Here is a 16688-nt window from a genome sequence, read left to right as displayed (position 1 = left end):
TGAGATGCTGGCCCGCCGTGGCGAGGTGGACGCCCAGGCCCCGGTCAAGGCAATCGAGAAGTACCGCCTGCACAACGTCAATGCCGGCACCACCGGCAACGCCGGAGGCGAGGCCTAACCCTCCCCCGGAGTTTTTGTGCAGCTAAGCTGACTTCCGGGCCCCGGAACCCGGCATATCTGCCCAAAAACTCCCCAGCCAAGGCGTGAACGACGGCGGCCCCCACCGTAAGGCGGGGGCCGCCGTCGTTCGTCAAACCGAGCGTAAGCGGTGTGACGCAGGACAACGCCGATTGTAGCCTTCGCACAAATGGAGCTTGCCGGGCGCTACCCGTATGCTCAAAGAATGCCAGCACCAGCCAACCCGTCCGCGAAGCGCAATCCTGCCCAGGCCAGGGTCAGCCCGGAAAAGTCCGAAACCCTCAAAAGGCTGCGTGCGAACGTCGGGCAGCTCTCCACCACCACAATGCGCAAGCTGGAACAGTCGCTGCCCTGGTACAGCCGGCTGAGTGCGGATGAACGGTCGGCACTGGGCATGGTGGCGCAAAACGGAATCGCGGCCTTCGTCACCTGGTACGAACGTCCGAGCTCGCCGTCGTGGATCCTTACCGACGTCTTCGGCACGGCACCCACGGAACTGACGCGGTCAATCAGCCTGCAAAAGGCGCTGCAGCTCATCAGGATCGTCGTGGAGGTGGTGGAAGACCAGGTACCGGACATTGCCCCGGAAGCCGACCAGCCGTCCCTCCGGGAAGCCGTGCTGCGCTATTCACGGGAGGTGGCTTTCGCCGCCGCAGACGTCTACGCCCGCGCCGCCGAATCCCGCGGCTCGTGGGACACGCGCCTTGAAGCGCTGATCGTGGACGCCATCCTCCGCGGCGAAAACACCGACGCGTTGCGGTCCAGGATCGCGGCGCTGGGGTGGAAGGCGCAGGAGCGCTTCACCGTCATGGTGGGCAACTCCCCCTCGGAACCCAGCGCCAGCTACGTCAGCGAATTACGCCGCATGGCCGGGCGCTACGCCGAAGACGCCCTCGTGGGCATCCAGGGCGACCGGCTGATCCTCATCCTCGGAGGCGTCCAGGACAGGGAAACGGCCTACGTGAAATTGAGCGAAATGTTCGCCCCCGGACCTGTTGTGTACGGCCCCGAGGCAGGGTCCCTCCTTGAAGCAAGCGGCTCCGCCCAGTCCGCCTTTTCGGGACTTACCGCGGCCAAAGCCTGGCCGTCGGCGCCGCGGCCGGTGGCAGCGGATGACCTGCTCCCCGAACGTGTGATCTCCGGCGACGACGCGGCGCGCCGGTCCCTCGTCAAGAACATCTACCGCCCCCTCCTGGCCGCATCAAACGGCCTTGTGGAAACCCTGGGTACGTATCTTGAACTGGGACATTCCCTGGAGGCCACCGCACGGGAACTCTTTGTGCATGCGAACACTGTCCGGTACCGGTTGAAGCGGGTGTGCGACGTGACGGGATGGGATCCGCTGCTTCCGCGCGAGGCTTTTGTCCTGCAGGCCGCGCTTGTGGTGGGCCGGCTCTCGGCCCCGCCAAAAGCCGCCACGGAGCGTCAACCGTCGCGGAACCAGCCCTGAGTCGTTGTAGACTTCCTACAACTCGACTCTGTGAGCTTGGTGCGGACAAACACCGTTGGATCACACAGGAATTTGGAAAGCTGGTTACGTGCTTGCAATAGTCTGCCCTGGACAGGGCTCACAAACCCCGGGTTTTCTGGCCCCCTGGCTGGAACTGCCCCCGGTGGCAGGCCACCTGGCCGCCTTGAGCGATATCGCCGGCCTGGACCTCATCGCCCACGGAACCACCTCCGACGAGGAAACCATCAAGGACACTGCCGTAGCGCAGCCCCTGATCGTTGCGGCCGGCCTTGCGGCCGCTGCTTCCCTCTTTGATGTGGACCTCAACTCCCTGCCCGTCATCCTGGCCGGCCACTCGGTGGGTGAAATCACTGCATCTGCCCTTGCCGGGGTCCTGACGGAGCAGGAAGCCATGACGTTCGTCCGCGAGCGGGCCAACAGCATGGCAGCTGCAGCCGCCGTCACCCCCACGGGCATGAGTGCCGTCGTGGGCGGAGACCCTGCCGAAGTCCTGGCCGCAATTGAAGCGTCGGGTGCAACCCCGGCCAACGTTAACGGCGCCGGCCAGACCGTGGCCGCAGGCACCTTCGAACAGTTGAAGGCCCTTGCGGACAACCCTCCCGCCAAGGCCAGGGTCATTCCGCTGAAGGTCGCGGGCGCCTTCCATACCAGCCACATGGCCCCTGCTGTCAGCGCCCTGAAGGCGCTTGAGCCGCGGCTGAAGCCGCAGGCGCCATCCGTTCCCCTGCTGTCCAACTACGACGGCGGCGAAGTCACCAATGGCCCTGCCGCCGTCGAAAGCCTTATCGCCCAGGTTTCCCGGCCGGTGCGCTGGGACCTTTGCATGGAAACCCTCGTCCGGCGCGGCGTCACCGGCGTGATCGAACTGGCTCCGGCAGGCACCCTGGCCGGCCTCGCCAAGCGCGGCATGCCCGGCGTCAAGACCGTCGCGGTAAAGACTCCCGACGACCTGTCCGCCGCCCTTGCACTCTTCGCGGAACTGGAGGGCAGCAAGGCATGAGCGTTCCCACGCTGAAACAGGCCCCGATCCAGGAGCACACGCGCATCCTCGGGCTGGGGGCCTACCGTCCCGACGTCATTGTCACCAATGAGGACGTCTGCCAGTGGATCGATTCCTCGGACGAGTGGATCCGCCAGCGCACGGGGATTGTGACCAGGCACCGCGCCAAGCCGGATGTCAGCGTCATCGACATGGCCGAGGGTGCTGCCCGCGAGGCGATGGAAAAGGCCGGAATCCAGGCCTCCGACCTCGGTGCCGTCATCGTGTCCACGGTGACCCATCCGTACGCCACGCCGTCGGCTGCCGCGAGCCTTGCCGACCGCCTCGGCGCGACGCCTGCTCCTGCCTTCGACATCTCCGCCGCCTGCGCCGGCTACTGCTACGGGATTGCCCAGGGCGATGCCCTGGTCCGCTCCGGAACGGCCAAGTACGTGCTCGTGGTCGGGGCAGAAAAGCTGTCCGATGTCATCGACAACCGGGAACGCACCATCTCCTTCCTGCTGGGTGACGGTGCCGGCGCCGTGGTTATCGGCCCGTCCGACGTGCCGGGCATCGCCCCGAGCGTGTGGGGCTCCGACGGCAGCAAGTGGGACGCCATCGGCATGACCCGCTCCATGCTTGACGTCCGCGACCTGGGCCTGGCAGCCCGCCAGTCCGACTCCACCGGCGACCTCGCCCTCCTTGAAGAAGCCCAGGAGCTGTATCCCACGCTCCGCCAGGACGGCCAGACGGTCTTCCGGTGGGCCGTCTGGGAAATGGCCAAAGTGGCCCAGCAGGCGCTCGAGGCAGCCGGCGTGGAGGCCGATGACCTGGTGGCCTTCATTCCCCACCAGGCCAACATGCGCATCATCGATGAGATGGTGAAGAAGCTGAAGCTGCCGGAGACGGTTACAGTGGCACGGGACATTGCCGACGCCGGCAACACCTCCGCTGCATCCATCCCGCTGGCAACCCACCGCCTGCTGCAGGAAAACCCTGGGCTCAGCGGCGGGCTGGCGCTGCAGATCGGCTTCGGTGCCGGGCTGGTCTTCGGCGCGCAGGTAGTTGTCCTTCCCTAGAAACCCCAAGGGGCCGCATCCGCGGCCCGACCCATGTCCGGCAGCCCCCTGCCGGTAAAACGAGAAAAGGAGCCACCAATGGCTAGCAGCAACGAAGAGATCCTGGCCGGCCTGGCTGAAATCGTCAACGAGGAAACCGGCCTGGCCACCGAGGCCGTAGAGCTGGACAAGTCCTTCACCGAGGACCTGGACATCGACTCCATCTCCATGATGACCATCGTGGTCAACGCCGAAGAGAAGTTCGGCGTGCGCATCCCGGACGAAGAGGTCAAGAACCTCAAGACCGTTGGTGACGCTGTCAGCTTCATCGCCGGCGCACAGGCCTAGTCAGGGCCTTCACCGCTTTGCCTGGCGGGGCCGCCGGTCCGGATGACCGGGCCGGCAGCCCCGCCGTATTTTTCTTCCTCCGGCCCTGAGCCGGGCAGCAACTGCGGGACCCTCCGGGACGGAGACGGAATCCCCAACCGACGAAAAGAGCGATCCTTTGACACGCAAAGTAGTCATTACCGGCCTGGGCGCCACCACGCCCATTGGCGGCGACGTACCCACGATGTGGAACAACGCGCTCAAGGGGGTCTCCGGTGCCCGCACCCTGGAGGACGACTGGGTTGCCAAGTACGAACTCCCGGTCCACTTCGCCGCCCGCTGCAGCACTCCAGCCCTGGATGTGCTCAGCCGCGTGGAGGCCAAGCGGATGGACCCTTCCACGCAGTTCGGCGTCATTGCAGCGCGCGAGGCCTGGGCTGACGCCGGCATCACCGACATCGACCAGGACCGCCTCGCCGTGGCCTTCGCCACCGGCATCGGCGGCGTCTGGACACTGCTGGAAGCCTGGGACACGCTGAAGGAAAAGGGCCCCCGCCGCGTCCTGCCCATGACGGTCCCCATGCTGATGCCCAACGGTGTCGCCGCCGCCGTCAGCCTGGACCTTGGTGCGCGGGCCGGTGCCCACACCCCCGTTTCCGCCTGCGCCTCCGGCACCGAAGCCATGCACCTCGGCCTGGACCTCATCCGGTCCGGCAAGGCTGACGTAGTGATGTGCGGCGGCGCGGAAGCAGCAATCCACCCGATGCCGCTTGCCGCCTTCGCCTCCATGCAGGCCCTGTCCCGCCGCAATGACGAACCGGAGCGCGCTTCGCGTCCGTATGACACCGCACGCGACGGTTTCGTGATGGGCGAAGGCGCAGGCGCGCTCGTCCTCGAGGCCGAGGAACACGCCCTCGCCCGCGGCGCCCGGATCTACGGTGAGCTGGCCGGTACGTCCGTGACCGCCGACGCCTACCACATCACTGCGCCGGACCCCGAGGGTCTTGGTGCAACCCGTGCCCTGAAGGCGGCGATGTTCGACGGCCGGATCCAGGCCGAAGACGTGGTCCACGTGAACGCCCACGCCACCTCCACTCCAGTGGGCGACAAGCCGGAGTACATCGCCCTGCGGGCCGCCCTGGGCAAGCATGTGGACAACGTGGCCGTCTCTGCCACGAAGTCCCAGATGGGCCACCTCCTGGGCGCGTCCGGCGCAGTTGAAGCAGTCCTTACCGTCCTCGCGGTGCATGACCGCAAGGCCCCGGTCACCATCAACCTGGAAAACCAGGACCCGGAAATCCCGCTGGACGTCGTCACCTCCGCGCGCGACCTGCCGGCGGGGAATATCGTGGCATTGAGCAACTCCTTTGGCTTCGGCGGCCACAACGCCGTCATTGCTGTCCGCAGCGTTTGAGACGTCAGGGCCCGGCCCGCACACAAGGGGAGGCCCCGCCGGCTTGGCGGGGCCTCCCCTTTGCTATGGAGTGCTGTGATGCCCGCGACATTCCAGGCCACGGAACGGACGTACGACGGCGGTCAGCCCACCTGGTGCAGCCAGCGCACAGGAGCGCCCTCGGCTGCGTGCCGGAACGGCTCAAGCTCCTCGTCCCAGGCCTCACCGAGGGCAAGCGACAGTTCGTGGTACACAGCTGCGGGATCACCGGCCCCGGACTCGTAGGCGTACCGGATACGGTCCTCTGAGACCATGATGTTGCCGTGGACGTCCGTGACGGCGTGGAAGATACCGAGTTCGGGAGTATGGGACCACCGGCCACCGTCGACTCCGGGGCTTGGTTCCTCCGTGACTTCAAAGCGGAGGTGCGCCCAACCGCGGAGAGAGGACGCCAGTTTGGCCCCGGTGCCGGGGGACCCGGTCCAGGACAGTTCGGCACGGAACATTCCGGGCGCGGCAGGCTGCGGGGTCCACTCAAGATCCGTCCGCTTGTCCACGACGGATCCGATAGCCCACTCAACATGCGGGCACAGGGCCGTAGGGGCCGAGTGAACGAAAAGTACACCGCGGGTCATTGCAACAGACATTCCATCCTCCATAGCTCTAGGTACGTCTTCCCCTACGACCTTGTGCCTGGATGGAACTGCTGCGCCCTGCCCAGCGGGACTTGCTGCCTGATTATTCAATTGTCCGGAATAAGGTGTGTCCGGTCTCGCCGTACCGCTCAAGCCTAGGGCTTCAAGCGGCACTTGAAAGTTGCCGGACGTGACTCTTATTGTGCCGTACCCTGCAGAATTACGCCAGTGCGATTAGCGCACCTGTAGTCATGCCCGTGGGTGCGCCTGCTGATAGCTTCTGCGAAGCCTGTCCACGGAAACGTGCGTGTAGATCTGGGTGGTCGCGAGGCTGCTGTGGCCCAGGATCTCCTGCACCGCCCGCAGGTCGGCCCCGCCGTCGAGCAGATGGGTGGCGGCGGAATGGCGGAGTGCGTGCGGCCCTGATGCCGACGTGTCGCCCAGTGCTTCAAAGAGTCCGTTCACCAGTTCCCGTACCTGCCGCTGGTCGACGCGGCCGCCCCGGGCGCCAAGGAAGAGCGCAGGGCCGCTGTTGTCTTTGGCCAGCAGCGGGCGGCCGCGCCGCAGCCAATCGTCAACAGCCACCGCCGCCGGAACGCCGTAGGGAACGGTACGTTCCTTGTTGCCTTTGCCCAGCACGCGCAACGTCCGCCGATCCGGATCCAGGTCGTCAACGTCCAGGCCGGCGAGTTCACCCACGCGCAAGCCCGTCGCGTAGAGGAGTTCAACAATGGCACGGTTGCGGACGGCCAGTGGCGCACCGTCGGCGGCCGCTTCCTCCATCTGTGCCAGCAACCGCGTCATTTGTGACGTTTGCAGGATCCCGGGCAGCGACCGTTCACGCTTGGGCGCCTTCAACCGGAGGGCCGGGTCCACTGCAGTCCGCTCTTCCCTGAGCGCCCAGGCGGTGAAAGAGCGGACAGTGGCGGAACGGCGGGCGAGGGTGGAGCGCGCGGCTCCGGACTGGCTTTGGGCACCGAGCCAGCGGCGAAGTGTTCCCAGGTCAAGATCGCTGATCCCGGTGGCGCCTTCCGAGGCGGCATGCGTTAGGAGACTGCGCAAGTCCGCCAGATAGGCACGCCGGGTGTGGTCCGACATGCCCCGCTCGCCCGACAGGTAGCCCGCGAACGCAACCAATGCCTCGTCGAGGTCCGGGGGCAGTTCCACATTTTCCACTCCTTAACTGTCGCAGTGTTGGTCCCTGAAGCGGGAGCCGACACGGTCCCGTGCAGCAGGTACTTGGCCCCGGGCTGCCGGTCACACCGACCCCTTGCCCCGTTTCCAGCCGCCCCGCTCCGATACGGCCAGGCCGAGCAGGCCCAGCCTCCCGAGTCCGGCCCGCACCGACTCCTGTCCCAGGCCGGCAACCGCGGAAAGCTTTTCGATGGACGTGGTTGACCTGAGCGGCAGCGCGTCCAGAAGGATCAGGTCCTCAAGGGTCAGCCCGTCCTGGACCTGGGCAGCGGCCTGGCGCTGCCCAGGTAGCGAAACCCCGCTCGGCGAGGCCAGTTCCACGATTTCGGCAGCATCGGTAACGCAGACAGCTCCCCCATCGCGAAGAAGACGGTGGCACCCGGCGGAGTTTGCGCTGTGGACGGAACCGGGCACTGCGCCAACCGCCCGCCCCAGGGTTTCTGCATGATGGGCCGTGTTGAGTGCCCCGGAACGCCACCGCGCCTCGACCACCACTGTCACCGCGGACAGGGCTGCGATCAACCGGTTCCGCTGCAGGAAACGGTACCGGGTTGGGGCTGAGCCCGGGGGCACTTCGGCCAGCACGGCCCCCTGGTTGCCGACGGCCCTCAGGAGGTCCTCATTTCCGGAGGGGTAGTACCGGTCCACGCCCCCTGCCATGACCGCGATCGTAGGAATGGCGCCGGAACCTCCGGCCAGTGCTGCACGGTGGGCATGGGCGTCGATGCCGTATGCTCCGCCGGACACCACGGTATATCCGCGCTGTGCCAGCGAGTAGGCGAAGTCTCCGGTGACTGATGCCCCGTAGCTAGTGCTGTCCCGGGATCCAACCAGCGCGATGCAGCTGTCCGCTCCGGGAAGCGGCTGTTCCTGGCCGCGCCACCACAGGCAGATGGGTTCCTGGATCCCGAGGTCGGATAATTGGCCCGGCCACAGTTCGTCAGAGGGCACGATAAGCCGGCCACCCAGCCGTGCCATGGTGGCCAGGTCGCGTTCCGGCGCCAGCTCCGGAATCCGCGGCTGCCAGCGTTTTAGCGCCGCGGCAAGACCTGTCCAACCCGGCGACGGGCCGTGGTCCGCGAGGAGCGCAGTGATGTCCCGCTCGAGACCGGACCCCGGCTTCAACTCACCGGTGGCGATGCCGAGGGCATCGACGGCACCCGCCACATGAACGAGCGCAAGGCCGGCAGCGTCCTGCGGCTCCATCAGCCGGGACAGCGCCGCCCTGGCCAACCGTTCCCTGTCCATGGTTGCCTGGCTCATGCCGCTGCCACCGCAGACTGGCGCAGGCCCAGGGCCTGTCCGATATCGTTCGCATCCGGCGTGTCCCGGTGCGCCAGATCAGCGATGGTCCACGCCAGCCGAAGCACCCGGTCGTAGCCCCGGGCGGTGAGTACCCCTCGCTCCAGGGATCGGTCCAGGATCCGGGTGGCGGCGGGCGCAAGCCGCAGTTCGCCGCGCAGGATCCGGCCCGGCACCTGCGAATTGGTTTCCAGCCCAAACGCCTGGAGCCGGTCAAGCTGCCGGCAGCGGGCGTCGCGCACCCGCCGTGCAACGGACGCGGTGTCCTCCTCCGCCCCGGCCTGGCCGAATTCAGCAAGTGACACCCGTTCGACCTGAAGCTGGATGTCCACCCGGTCGAGCAGGGGTCCGGACAGCCTGGCAAAGTAGCGCCGGCGCATGACCGGGGTGCAGGTGCACTCCAGCCCCTTCCCCGATGCTTTTCCGCACGGGCAGGGATTTGCAGCAAGCACCAGTTGGAAGCGGGCAGGGTAGGCGGCGGTCCCTGCTGACCTGTGGATCACCAGTTCTCCGCCTTCCAGTGGCTGCCGGAGGGCGTCCAGGACCCGGCGTTCATACTCCGGCGCCTCATCCAGGAACAGGACTCCCCGGTGTGCCCGGGACGCCGCCCCCGGCCTGGGCAGCCCCGACCCGCCCCCGATGATGGCAGCCGCCGTGGCGGAATGGTGCGGGTTCTCAAAGGGCGGCCTGCGTAGAAGCTGCACTGACGACGACGGGAGCCCGCAGAGGGAGTGGATGGCAGTGACTTCCATCGATTCCTGGTCGCCAAGATCCGGCAGCAGGCCGGGCAAACGCTCCGCCAGCATGGTCTTGCCGGCGCCGGGCGGGCCGGTCAGCAGCAGGTGGTGTGCGCCCGCCGCGGCAACCTCCAGGGCGTGCCGGGCATCTGCTTGCCCCGATACGTCCGCCATGTCGGGGAAGGCCGTTATGTCGGCTGGCCCGTCGTCCTCCTCCTCATCGTCGGGCTCAAAGTCCAGGGCAAGGTCCTGGGGATCGGCACCGAAATCCAGCGCCAGCCTCGCGAGGGTACGGTATCCCCGCACCATTGCCCCGGGTACCAGTGACGCCTCGGCCAGGTTTGCCTGCGCCACCACGATTTCCGGATACCCTGCCTGCACAGAGGCCATAACGGCCGGTAGGATGCCTCGCACCGGACGGAGCCGCCCGTCCAGCCCGAGTTCTGCGATGAACACGGTACGGCCCGTGGGTTTGATGTCGTTGGCGGCCCGGAGTACGGCCATGGTGACGGCAAGGTCGAAGCCGGAGCCGCGCTTGGGCAGTGAGGCAGGAATGAGGTTGGCGGTGATCTTCCTCCGGCTCAACGGGATGCCTGAGTTCTTCGCGGCGGACCGGATCCGTTCCTTCGCCTCGTTCAGGGAGGCATCCGGCAGTCCCAGGATGATGAACGCCGGAAGGGTCTGGCCAATGTCCGCCTCGACCTCCACCACGTAGCCGTTCAGCCCGACCAGCGCAATGGAGTAGGTGCGTCCCAGTGCCACTTACCCCACCCCCTTGAGGTGCTCCACCACGGGCGTCCCCCCGCCGTCGTCAATGACAGCGATGACGTCCACGCGCCGCAGCGGCATCCGCAGTTCACGATCGCGGCACCACGCCGAACCAAGCCGGTGCAGCCGGGCGAGTTTTTCCGCTCCCACAGCTTCGAAGGGATGGCCGTAATCAAGGGAGCGGCGTGTCTTTACTTCCGCGATCACCAGGGCATCGCCGTCGAACGCCACGATGTCTATCTCGCCCTCAAGGCAACGCCAGTTGCGTTCCACCACCAGCATGCCCAGGGATTCAAGGTAACCGGCGGCAAGCTGCTCGCCGTGCCTGCCCAACAGGTCTTTCGATTTCATGTTCTACCTCCGCAACCAGCCTGCTGCCGGGTGGTCGCGAAGGACAGGGAGCTGTATCCCTATGTGGATGGGGCGCCGTGTGGAGGAAAAGTGGGCACCCGGCTCAGGCTAATTGCCCAGGTCCACGTCCTTGGGCATGGCCAGTTCCTCGTTCCGTGGAAGTTCTTCGACGTTGACGTCCTTGAACGTGAGGACGCGAACGCTCTTCACGAACCGTGCGGAGCGGTAGACGTCCCATACCCAGGCGTCCTGCAGTGTCAGGTCGAAATACACTTCGCCATCGGCGCTGCGGGCCTGCAGGTCCACATGGTTGGCCAGGTAGAAGCGGCGTTCAGTTTCGACGACGTAGCTGAAGAGCCCGACGACGTCCCGGTATTCACGGTAGAGCTGCAGCTCCATGTCGGTTTCATAGTTTTCAAGATCTTCAGCACTCATGCTTCCATCTTGCACCATCTCCCCTGCCGGGGGCGCCGGGCTGACAGTGTCAGTCCGGGACTGAGCGTTCACTGCGGGCAGGGCCGCCGTCTTCCAGTCCCCCATCGAGGTTGGCAGCCTCCAAGTCGGCAGCGTCCAGGTCCGCGCCGTCCACGTCATCAGCGTCCAGGTCCGCGCCGTCCACTTCATCAGCATCCAGCAGGTCCCCGCCCAGGAGGCGCCAGCTGACGCGGTGGTAGGGGGTGGGCCCGGCGGTGCGCAGCGCGTCCCGGTGCGACGCCGTCGCGTAGCCCTTGTTGATGTCCCAACCAAAGCCGGGGTACTCCGCGTGCAGTTCCCGCATGGTCCTGTCCCGTTCCACCTTGGCGATGACGCTGGCGGCAGCCACGCTCAGGCACTGCATGTCCGCCTTGATTTTCGTGTGCACCGGGGCGTCACAGCTGACTTCCACGGCCGGCGGGTCGAACAGGGACAGTTGGTCTGCAGGAGACAGCCAGTTGTGGTTTCCATCAAGCAGGACCAGGTCCGGCGTGACGCCTGCTGCGAGGACTTCCTGCCACGCACGGGTACCTGCCAGGCGGAGCGCGGCGATTATGCCGATAGCGTCAATTTCCTGTGCACTGGCGTGCCCTACCGCCGCCGCTACGCTCCACCGTCGGACCAGCGGATCCAGCCGCTCGCGCTCGGCGGGGGCCAGGAGTTTGCTGTCCCGCACCCCTGCCAGCGGCTTCTGGCGCTCAAGGTCCACGACGGCGATGCCCACACTCACGGGACCGGCCAGGGCACCGCGCCCCACCTCGTCCACACCGGCAAGGTACCGTACGCCCTGCGCCTTAAAGGTCCGCTCGTGCCGCAGCGTAGGTGCGGTGCGGGAGGCGGGCACCTTTGACGAGCCGGAACGGGAGCGCGCCGGTGTCGCCTTGGCCGGACTGGCCTTTACTGCCGGAGACATGGTCAGGGAGCCGCCGGTACGTCCCGGAATACGTCCGGGTAGTTATCCAGGGTGGTGATCCGGCTGAGCGGCCAGGCGATGACAGCGGCCTTGCCCTCAAGATCGTCGAGGTCTATAAAGCCGCCGTCGGAGTCCATGTGGGCGCGGGAGTCGGCGGAGTGGTTGCGGTTGTCACCCATCACCCACACCTTCCCTTCGGGCACAACGACGTCGAAATTCCGGACTTGCGGAACTTCGGCGGGATTGATGTAGCTTTCGTCAATCGCGGTTCCGTTGATGGTCAGTTTACCGCCGGCGTCGCAGCACACCACGTGGTCGCCGGGCAGCCCGATGACCCTCTTGACCAGGTGTTGTTCGGAGTTGTCGGGAAGCAGTCCGACGAATGTCAGTCCGTCCTGCACCCACGTGAACGGCCCTAGTCCTTTTTCCTCAACGGGCGGGAGCCAGCCCTTGGTGTCGCGGAAGACCACGATGTCCCCGCGGCTGAGCGAAAACGGTTCAGGCACGAGCAGGTTGACGAAGATACGGTCATCCACGTCAAGCGTGTTCACCATGGATTCGGACGGGATGAAGAACGCCCGGAACAGGAATGTCTTGATCAGGAAGGACAGGACGACCGCGATGACCACCACCGTGGCGATCTCCTTCAGCCAGGCGAACACCTGGCTGCCGGACTCCTTTCCGGCCGCCCTGGCAGCGGAACGGGTTTCCGCGGGCGCATCACGGTCGTCAGCCGGGGCGGCTGCCTCCCGGTCCTGGCTTGCGGGGGTCCCGGAAGCGCCGTCAGGACGGGGTTCCGGTGTCCGCGGGTGGTTCTCGGGCATCTACTGTCCGTTCTGTGTGTTTGGTTCCGCGGCAGGCGGCCGCGGTACTGCAGCAAATCTATCAAGCGGCCAGATGATCTGGACCGGACGTCCGATGACGCGATCCACGGGCACCATGCCGCCGCCCGGTGCGCCCAGCAGGCTGCGGGAGTCAGCGGACAGGGAACGGTGGTCGCCCATCAGCCACAGCCGTCCTTCCGGAACCAGGGCGCTGAATTTTTGTGTGCTGGGGGCGTCGCCGGCGAACAGGTATGGCTCCTCCAGCGGTTCACCGTTCACGGTGATTTTTCCTTCTGCGTCGCAGCAGATGACGGTGTCCCCGGCTACTCCAATGACCCGTTTCACGTAGGTGGTGTCGCTGCCGGTGATGCCCAGCCACTGGGTCACTCCGGCGGCCGCGTCAAGCAGGGGTCCCTTCCCGCTGTTGAGCGGCGCGAAGGTGCCCCGTCCGTCGAACACCACCACATCGCCCCGCCGCACGGGCCCGGATTCGAAGGCCGTCCGGGACACCAGGATGCGGTCCCCGCCTTCAAGTAGGGGCTCCATCGATTCGGACGGGATGAAATAGATGTCCAGCCACAGCGACCGGACCAAGCCGCTGACCGCCAGGGCCAGAATCAGCGCCAGTAACGCAAAACGCCAGCCCGTTCCTGCGGGCTGGCGTTTCGTCTGGTCCATGGTCCGTATCCTGGCGCTGGTGCTGAGTGGCTCCGGCGCTGGCCGGATACGGCTGCGGCCCAGCCTTCGTACGTCCGAAAAGGGACTTACTTGGCAGCGGCGGTGAAGTCGCGCTTTTCCTTGATCTTCGCAGCCTTGCCGCGCAGTCCACGCATGTAGTACAGCTTGGCGCGGCGGACGTCACCCTTGGTGACAACTTCGATCTTTTCGATGATCGGGGAGTGGACCGGGAAGGTACGCTCAACGCCGACGCCGAAAGAGACCTTGCGGACCGTGAAGGTCTCGCGGACGCCGTCACCCTGGCGGCCCATGACGAAGCCCTGGAACACCTGGACGCGCGTGTTCTTGCCTTCGATGATGTTCACGTGGACCTTGAGGGTGTCACCCGCGCGGAACTCGGGAACATCGGTGCGCAGCGAAGCTGCATCTACGGAATCGAGAATATGCATGATTGCACTCCTGGTGAACGCCACAGGTCATTCACTTTGGGTCACGGCTGCAAAGCCCGGGCGCAGGCGCCGGAAGTCGCTGCCGAAAGCTAAGTGGTCCGGCCGCTTCAATTGTTGACGGGGCCGGTTGTCAGGCTGTTGGTTTCGCTCCCCCTGTGGCAGGCGCGGACCCAGCAGACACAAGGATTAATTATGCCCCATACGGGACGGATTGGTTAATTCCCGCTCCGGTGGCGGAGGCGGCCGTCGACGACGTCGTACCCCAGGTTTTGAAGTTCGGCGCGGTCGGCACGTGCCAGGCTTCCGGCGTCGAACCCCTCCAGGAGGTCTGGGCGGCGGGTGGCGGTCCGGCGGAATTGCTCGTGCCGGCGCCATTGGGCGATTTTGCCGTGGTTGCCGCTCAGCAGCACGGCAGGTACCTCGCGTTCCCGCCACACCGCCGGCTTGGTGTACACGGGGTACTCCAGGAGCCCGTCCGAGTGGGACTCCTCCACCAGCGACTCAGGGTTGCCCACCACCCCGGGGAGCAACCGGCCTACGGCTTCCACGATGGCCAGGACGGCCACTTCCCCGCCGTTGAGGACGTAGTCGCCAAGGCTGACCGGCCGCACGTCGAAGTGTTCGCCTGCCCATTCGATGACCCGCTCGTCGATGCCCTCATAACGGCCGCAGGCGAAGGCCAGGTGGCTTTCTTCGGCAAGCCCGTGGGCCATGGCCTGGGTGAAGCGCTCCCCCGCCGGGGACGGCACGATCAGCACAGGCCTGCCCGCACCTTCCGGGCGTTCATCCAAGATGGCGGCCAGTGCCTGCGCCCACGGTTCGGCCTTCATCACCATGCCTGCGCCCCCGCCGTAGGGGGTGTCGTCCACGGTGCGGTGCCTGTCGCTGGTGAAGGCACGGAGGTCGTGGACGTGCAGGTCAAGGATGCCGTCCTGCCGGGCCTTGCCGATCAGCGAAAGTTCCAGCGGGGCCAGGTACTCGGGAAAGATGCTGACGACGTCGATCCGCATCTAGTCCCTGCCTTCGCTTTCCGGGGCGGAGGCTTCGTCCGCGTTCAATTCGAAAAGTCCGTCCGGCGGGGTGAGGAGGATGTAACCGGCCTCGATGTTGACTTCGGGCACGATCTGTTCCACGAACGGGATCAGGATCTCCCCGCCGTCAGGTGTGGTGACCATCAGCAGGTCCTGTGCGGGCGCGGTGTTCAGGGCGGTAACCTTGCCCACCACCGCATCCCTTACGCGCGCCTCAAGCCCGACGAGTTCGTGCTCGTACCAGCCTTCGTCATCGTCGCCCTCGTCAAGGTCTCCGGTTTCGATGAAGAGCCGGGCCCCCCGCAAAGCCTCCGCCCGGTTGCGGTCCGCCACTTCTTCAAAGCCGAGCAGCAGGATGTCCTTGTTCCAGCGGGCGCTGCGGACGGTCAGAGGACCGGAGGACGCAGGTTCCACGACGAACTCGGTGCCCGGGACGAAGCGGTCCTCCGGAGCGTCCGTCAGGACCTCGACGGTCACTTCCCCCCGGATGCCATGGGGCTTGCCGATGCGGGCCACCTGAAGCTGCATAAGTTCCTCTGTTCGGATTGGACGTTGTTCGGAAAAGACTCCGGCCCCTCCACCTTGCGGTGGAGGGGCCGGAGCAAAAGACTGATACTGACGTGCGCTCAGCGGCGGCGGTCGGTGTCGACGACGTCGACCCTTACCGGCTCGCCGCCTGCCAGGGCTGCCACCACAGTGCGCAGCGCGCGTGCCGTGCGGCCCTGGCGGCCGATCACCCGTCCCAGGTCGTCCTGGTGGACACGCACCTCGAGGGTATCCCCGCGGCGGTTGCTCTTCGAGCTGACCTGGACGTCGTCCGGGGAATCAACAATTCCGCGGACCAGGTGCTCCAGCGCGTCTGCCAGCAAACTACTCAGCCTCGGTGGTCTCTGCTTCGGCGTCGGCCGGAGCCTCGTCGGACTTGGCTGCCTTCTTGGTGATGGCCTCCGGGATGATTACGGAGCCCTTCTCGGGGGCAACGAAGGCTTCCTTCTCAGACTTGGTCTTGAGGGTGCCTTCCTGGCCCGGCAGGCCCTTGAACTTCTGCCAGTCACCGGTGATCTTGAGGATCGCGGCAACCTGCTCCGACGGCTGGGCGCCGACGGACAGCCAGTACTGGGCACGCTCGGAGTTGACCTCGATGTACGAGGGCTCTTCGGTGGGGTGGTACTTGCCGATCTCCTCGATCGCGCGGCCGTCACGCTTGGTGCGTGAGTCCGCGACGACGATGCGGTAGTACGGTGCGCGCATCTTGCCGAAGCGCTTAAGGCGAATCTTTACGGCCACTTTTGTGGTCACTCCTGTTTCAGAAAAGGGGGTGAACCCGGCTTTCTGCTCCCGTGGGGCGGGCCGTACTTGCGGGCTCGAGGGACAGGATCCGGACGCGGAGAGAGGGGCCACGCAGATCGAGTACCTGTTTATTGTGCCAGATCAGCGTCCGGATTTCGACTTGACACTGCGCAGGCCGGCGGAAGTCCGGCCGCAGGATTTCAGGCGGACCAGACGTACAGCCCCGTGCGTTCGGAGTCGTCGAGGCTGCCGGCAAGCTCCGCCACCTGCTGGACATACGTCCGCGCCCGGCCGGCGTCGAAAGGCATGTCCTCCTGGGCCGCCCACTGCTCGGCGACGTCGTCCAGGACGTTGCCCTCGCCTTCGGTTTCATAGGTCAGCAGATCCGCCAGGGCGCGGACCATGGCCGGCGGGACGGCGAGAAGCGAATCGCTGGCGACATCAACCATGGTCAGCTCGTAGTCGGCGCCGCCGGCATGGACAGCGGTCCCGGCGATATCCCCGAGCTGCTCAACTTCAAAGTCACTGATGTCCGGGATCCGGACAGCGCCCTGCGCGGCAGCAGCGCCGCCTTCATCGAGCTGGCCGGCCCGCTTGAGGGCGGCATCATGGGTGGCGACAAAGATCTCGGTAAAGCCCATCGGGTGTCCCTTTCTTCCGTCGAAAGTGCGGCGGC

General features: G+C 66.1%; 20 protein-coding genes. 5 read left to right on the top strand and 15 right to left on the bottom strand.

Features of this window, described 5'->3' with window-relative positions; genetic code table 11:
• Positions 1 to 343 precede the first annotated feature (343 nt).
• From FDW83_RS13325 to FDW83_RS13305, 5 genes are all read left to right on the top strand, one after another.
• Positions 344 to 1588, top strand: coding sequence for a CdaR family transcriptional regulator (locus FDW83_RS13325; RefSeq protein WP_138138571.1), 1245 nt, complete (start codon positions 344 to 346; stop codon positions 1586 to 1588).
• Positions 1589 to 1676: 88 nt separating this feature from the next.
• On the top strand, positions 1677 to 2609 hold the full coding sequence (locus tag FDW83_RS13320; RefSeq protein ID WP_171027552.1) for an ACP S-malonyltransferase: 933 nt from the start codon (positions 1677 to 1679) through the stop codon (positions 2607 to 2609).
• A complete protein-coding gene (locus FDW83_RS13315) occupies positions 2606 to 3667 on the top strand; it encodes a beta-ketoacyl-ACP synthase III (protein ID WP_138138569.1) in 1062 nt (353 codons plus the stop codon). Before FDW83_RS13320 ends, FDW83_RS13315 begins: the two co-directional genes overlap by 4 nt.
• A 78-nt stretch (positions 3668 to 3745) precedes the next feature.
• Positions 3746 to 3994, top strand: a complete 249-nt coding sequence (locus tag FDW83_RS13310; protein ID WP_138138568.1) for an acyl carrier protein — start codon at positions 3746 to 3748, stop codon at positions 3992 to 3994.
• A 157-nt stretch (positions 3995 to 4151) separates the two neighbouring features.
• On the top strand, positions 4152 to 5387 hold the full coding sequence (locus FDW83_RS13305; protein WP_138138567.1) for a beta-ketoacyl synthase: 1236 nt from the start codon (positions 4152 to 4154) through the stop codon (positions 5385 to 5387).
• Between the two features lie 122 nt (positions 5388 to 5509).
• On the opposite strand, the gene FDW83_RS13300 is transcribed toward FDW83_RS13305, so the two are convergent.
• From FDW83_RS13300 to FDW83_RS13230, 15 genes are all read right to left on the bottom strand, one after another.
• The gene (locus FDW83_RS13300; protein ID WP_138138566.1) at positions 5510 to 6013 is read right to left on the bottom strand and encodes a DUF3145 domain-containing protein; all 504 of its coding nucleotides are present in this window, start codon (positions 6011 to 6013) and stop codon (positions 5510 to 5512) included.
• 237 nt (positions 6014 to 6250) lie between these two features.
• Positions 6251 to 7177, bottom strand: a complete 927-nt coding sequence (locus tag FDW83_RS13295) for a tyrosine recombinase XerC (RefSeq protein WP_138138565.1) — start codon at positions 7175 to 7177, stop codon at positions 6251 to 6253.
• A gap of 81 nt (positions 7178 to 7258) precedes the next feature.
• Positions 7259 to 8443, bottom strand: coding sequence for a DNA-processing protein DprA (dprA, locus tag FDW83_RS13290; protein WP_138138580.1), 1185 nt, complete (start codon positions 8441 to 8443; stop codon positions 7259 to 7261).
• An 11-nt stretch (positions 8444 to 8454) separates the two neighbouring features.
• Positions 8455 to 9996, bottom strand: coding sequence for a YifB family Mg chelatase-like AAA ATPase (locus FDW83_RS13285; protein ID WP_138138564.1), 1542 nt, complete (start codon positions 9994 to 9996; stop codon positions 8455 to 8457).
• Positions 9997 to 10353, bottom strand: a complete 357-nt coding sequence (locus FDW83_RS13280; protein ID WP_138138563.1) for a YraN family protein — start codon at positions 10351 to 10353, stop codon at positions 9997 to 9999.
• A gap of 108 nt (positions 10354 to 10461) precedes the next feature.
• A complete protein-coding gene (locus tag FDW83_RS13275) occupies positions 10462 to 10788 on the bottom strand; it encodes a DUF2469 domain-containing protein (RefSeq protein WP_009359307.1) in 327 nt (108 codons plus the stop codon).
• Between the two features lie 49 nt (positions 10789 to 10837).
• Positions 10838 to 11740 carry a ribonuclease HII gene (locus FDW83_RS13270; protein ID WP_138138562.1) on the bottom strand — a complete coding sequence of 301 codons (903 nt, stop codon included), beginning with the start codon at positions 11738 to 11740 and terminating at the stop codon, positions 10838 to 10840.
• 2 nt (positions 11741 to 11742) lie between these two features.
• The gene (gene lepB, locus FDW83_RS13265; RefSeq protein WP_138138561.1) at positions 11743 to 12564 is read right to left on the bottom strand and encodes a signal peptidase I; all 822 of its coding nucleotides are present in this window, start codon (positions 12562 to 12564) and stop codon (positions 11743 to 11745) included.
• The gene (gene lepB, locus FDW83_RS13260; protein ID WP_138138560.1) at positions 12565 to 13242 is read right to left on the bottom strand and encodes a signal peptidase I; all 678 of its coding nucleotides are present in this window, start codon (positions 13240 to 13242) and stop codon (positions 12565 to 12567) included.
• A gap of 86 nt (positions 13243 to 13328) precedes the next feature.
• Entirely contained in the window at positions 13329 to 13691 is a 363-nt protein-coding gene (rplS, locus tag FDW83_RS13255) for a 50S ribosomal protein L19 (RefSeq protein ID WP_138138559.1), read from the bottom strand.
• Positions 13692 to 13906: 215 nt separating this feature from the next.
• Positions 13907 to 14701, bottom strand: coding sequence for a tRNA (guanosine(37)-N1)-methyltransferase TrmD (trmD, locus tag FDW83_RS13250; RefSeq protein ID WP_138138558.1), 795 nt, complete (start codon positions 14699 to 14701; stop codon positions 13907 to 13909).
• Positions 14702 to 15250, bottom strand: a complete 549-nt coding sequence (gene rimM, locus FDW83_RS13245) for a ribosome maturation factor RimM (protein WP_138138557.1) — start codon at positions 15248 to 15250, stop codon at positions 14702 to 14704.
• Positions 15251 to 15348: 98 nt separating this feature from the next.
• Positions 15349 to 15591, bottom strand: a complete 243-nt coding sequence (locus FDW83_RS13240; protein ID WP_138138556.1) for an RNA-binding protein — start codon at positions 15589 to 15591, stop codon at positions 15349 to 15351.
• 1 nt (position 15592) lies between these two features.
• A complete protein-coding gene (gene rpsP, locus FDW83_RS13235; protein ID WP_138138555.1) occupies positions 15593 to 16009 on the bottom strand; it encodes a 30S ribosomal protein S16 in 417 nt (138 codons plus the stop codon).
• A gap of 203 nt (positions 16010 to 16212) precedes the next feature.
• Positions 16213 to 16653, bottom strand: a complete 441-nt coding sequence (locus tag FDW83_RS13230; protein WP_138138554.1) for a hypothetical protein — start codon at positions 16651 to 16653, stop codon at positions 16213 to 16215.
• Positions 16654 to 16688 lie beyond the last annotated feature (35 nt).

The organism is Pseudarthrobacter sp. NamE2, from assembly GCF_005796205.1.
Classification (GTDB): domain Bacteria; phylum Actinomycetota; class Actinomycetes; order Actinomycetales; family Micrococcaceae; genus Arthrobacter.
The sequence above is the reverse complement of the archived record's forward strand: the minus strand, read 5'-3'. Positions and strand labels throughout refer to the sequence as shown.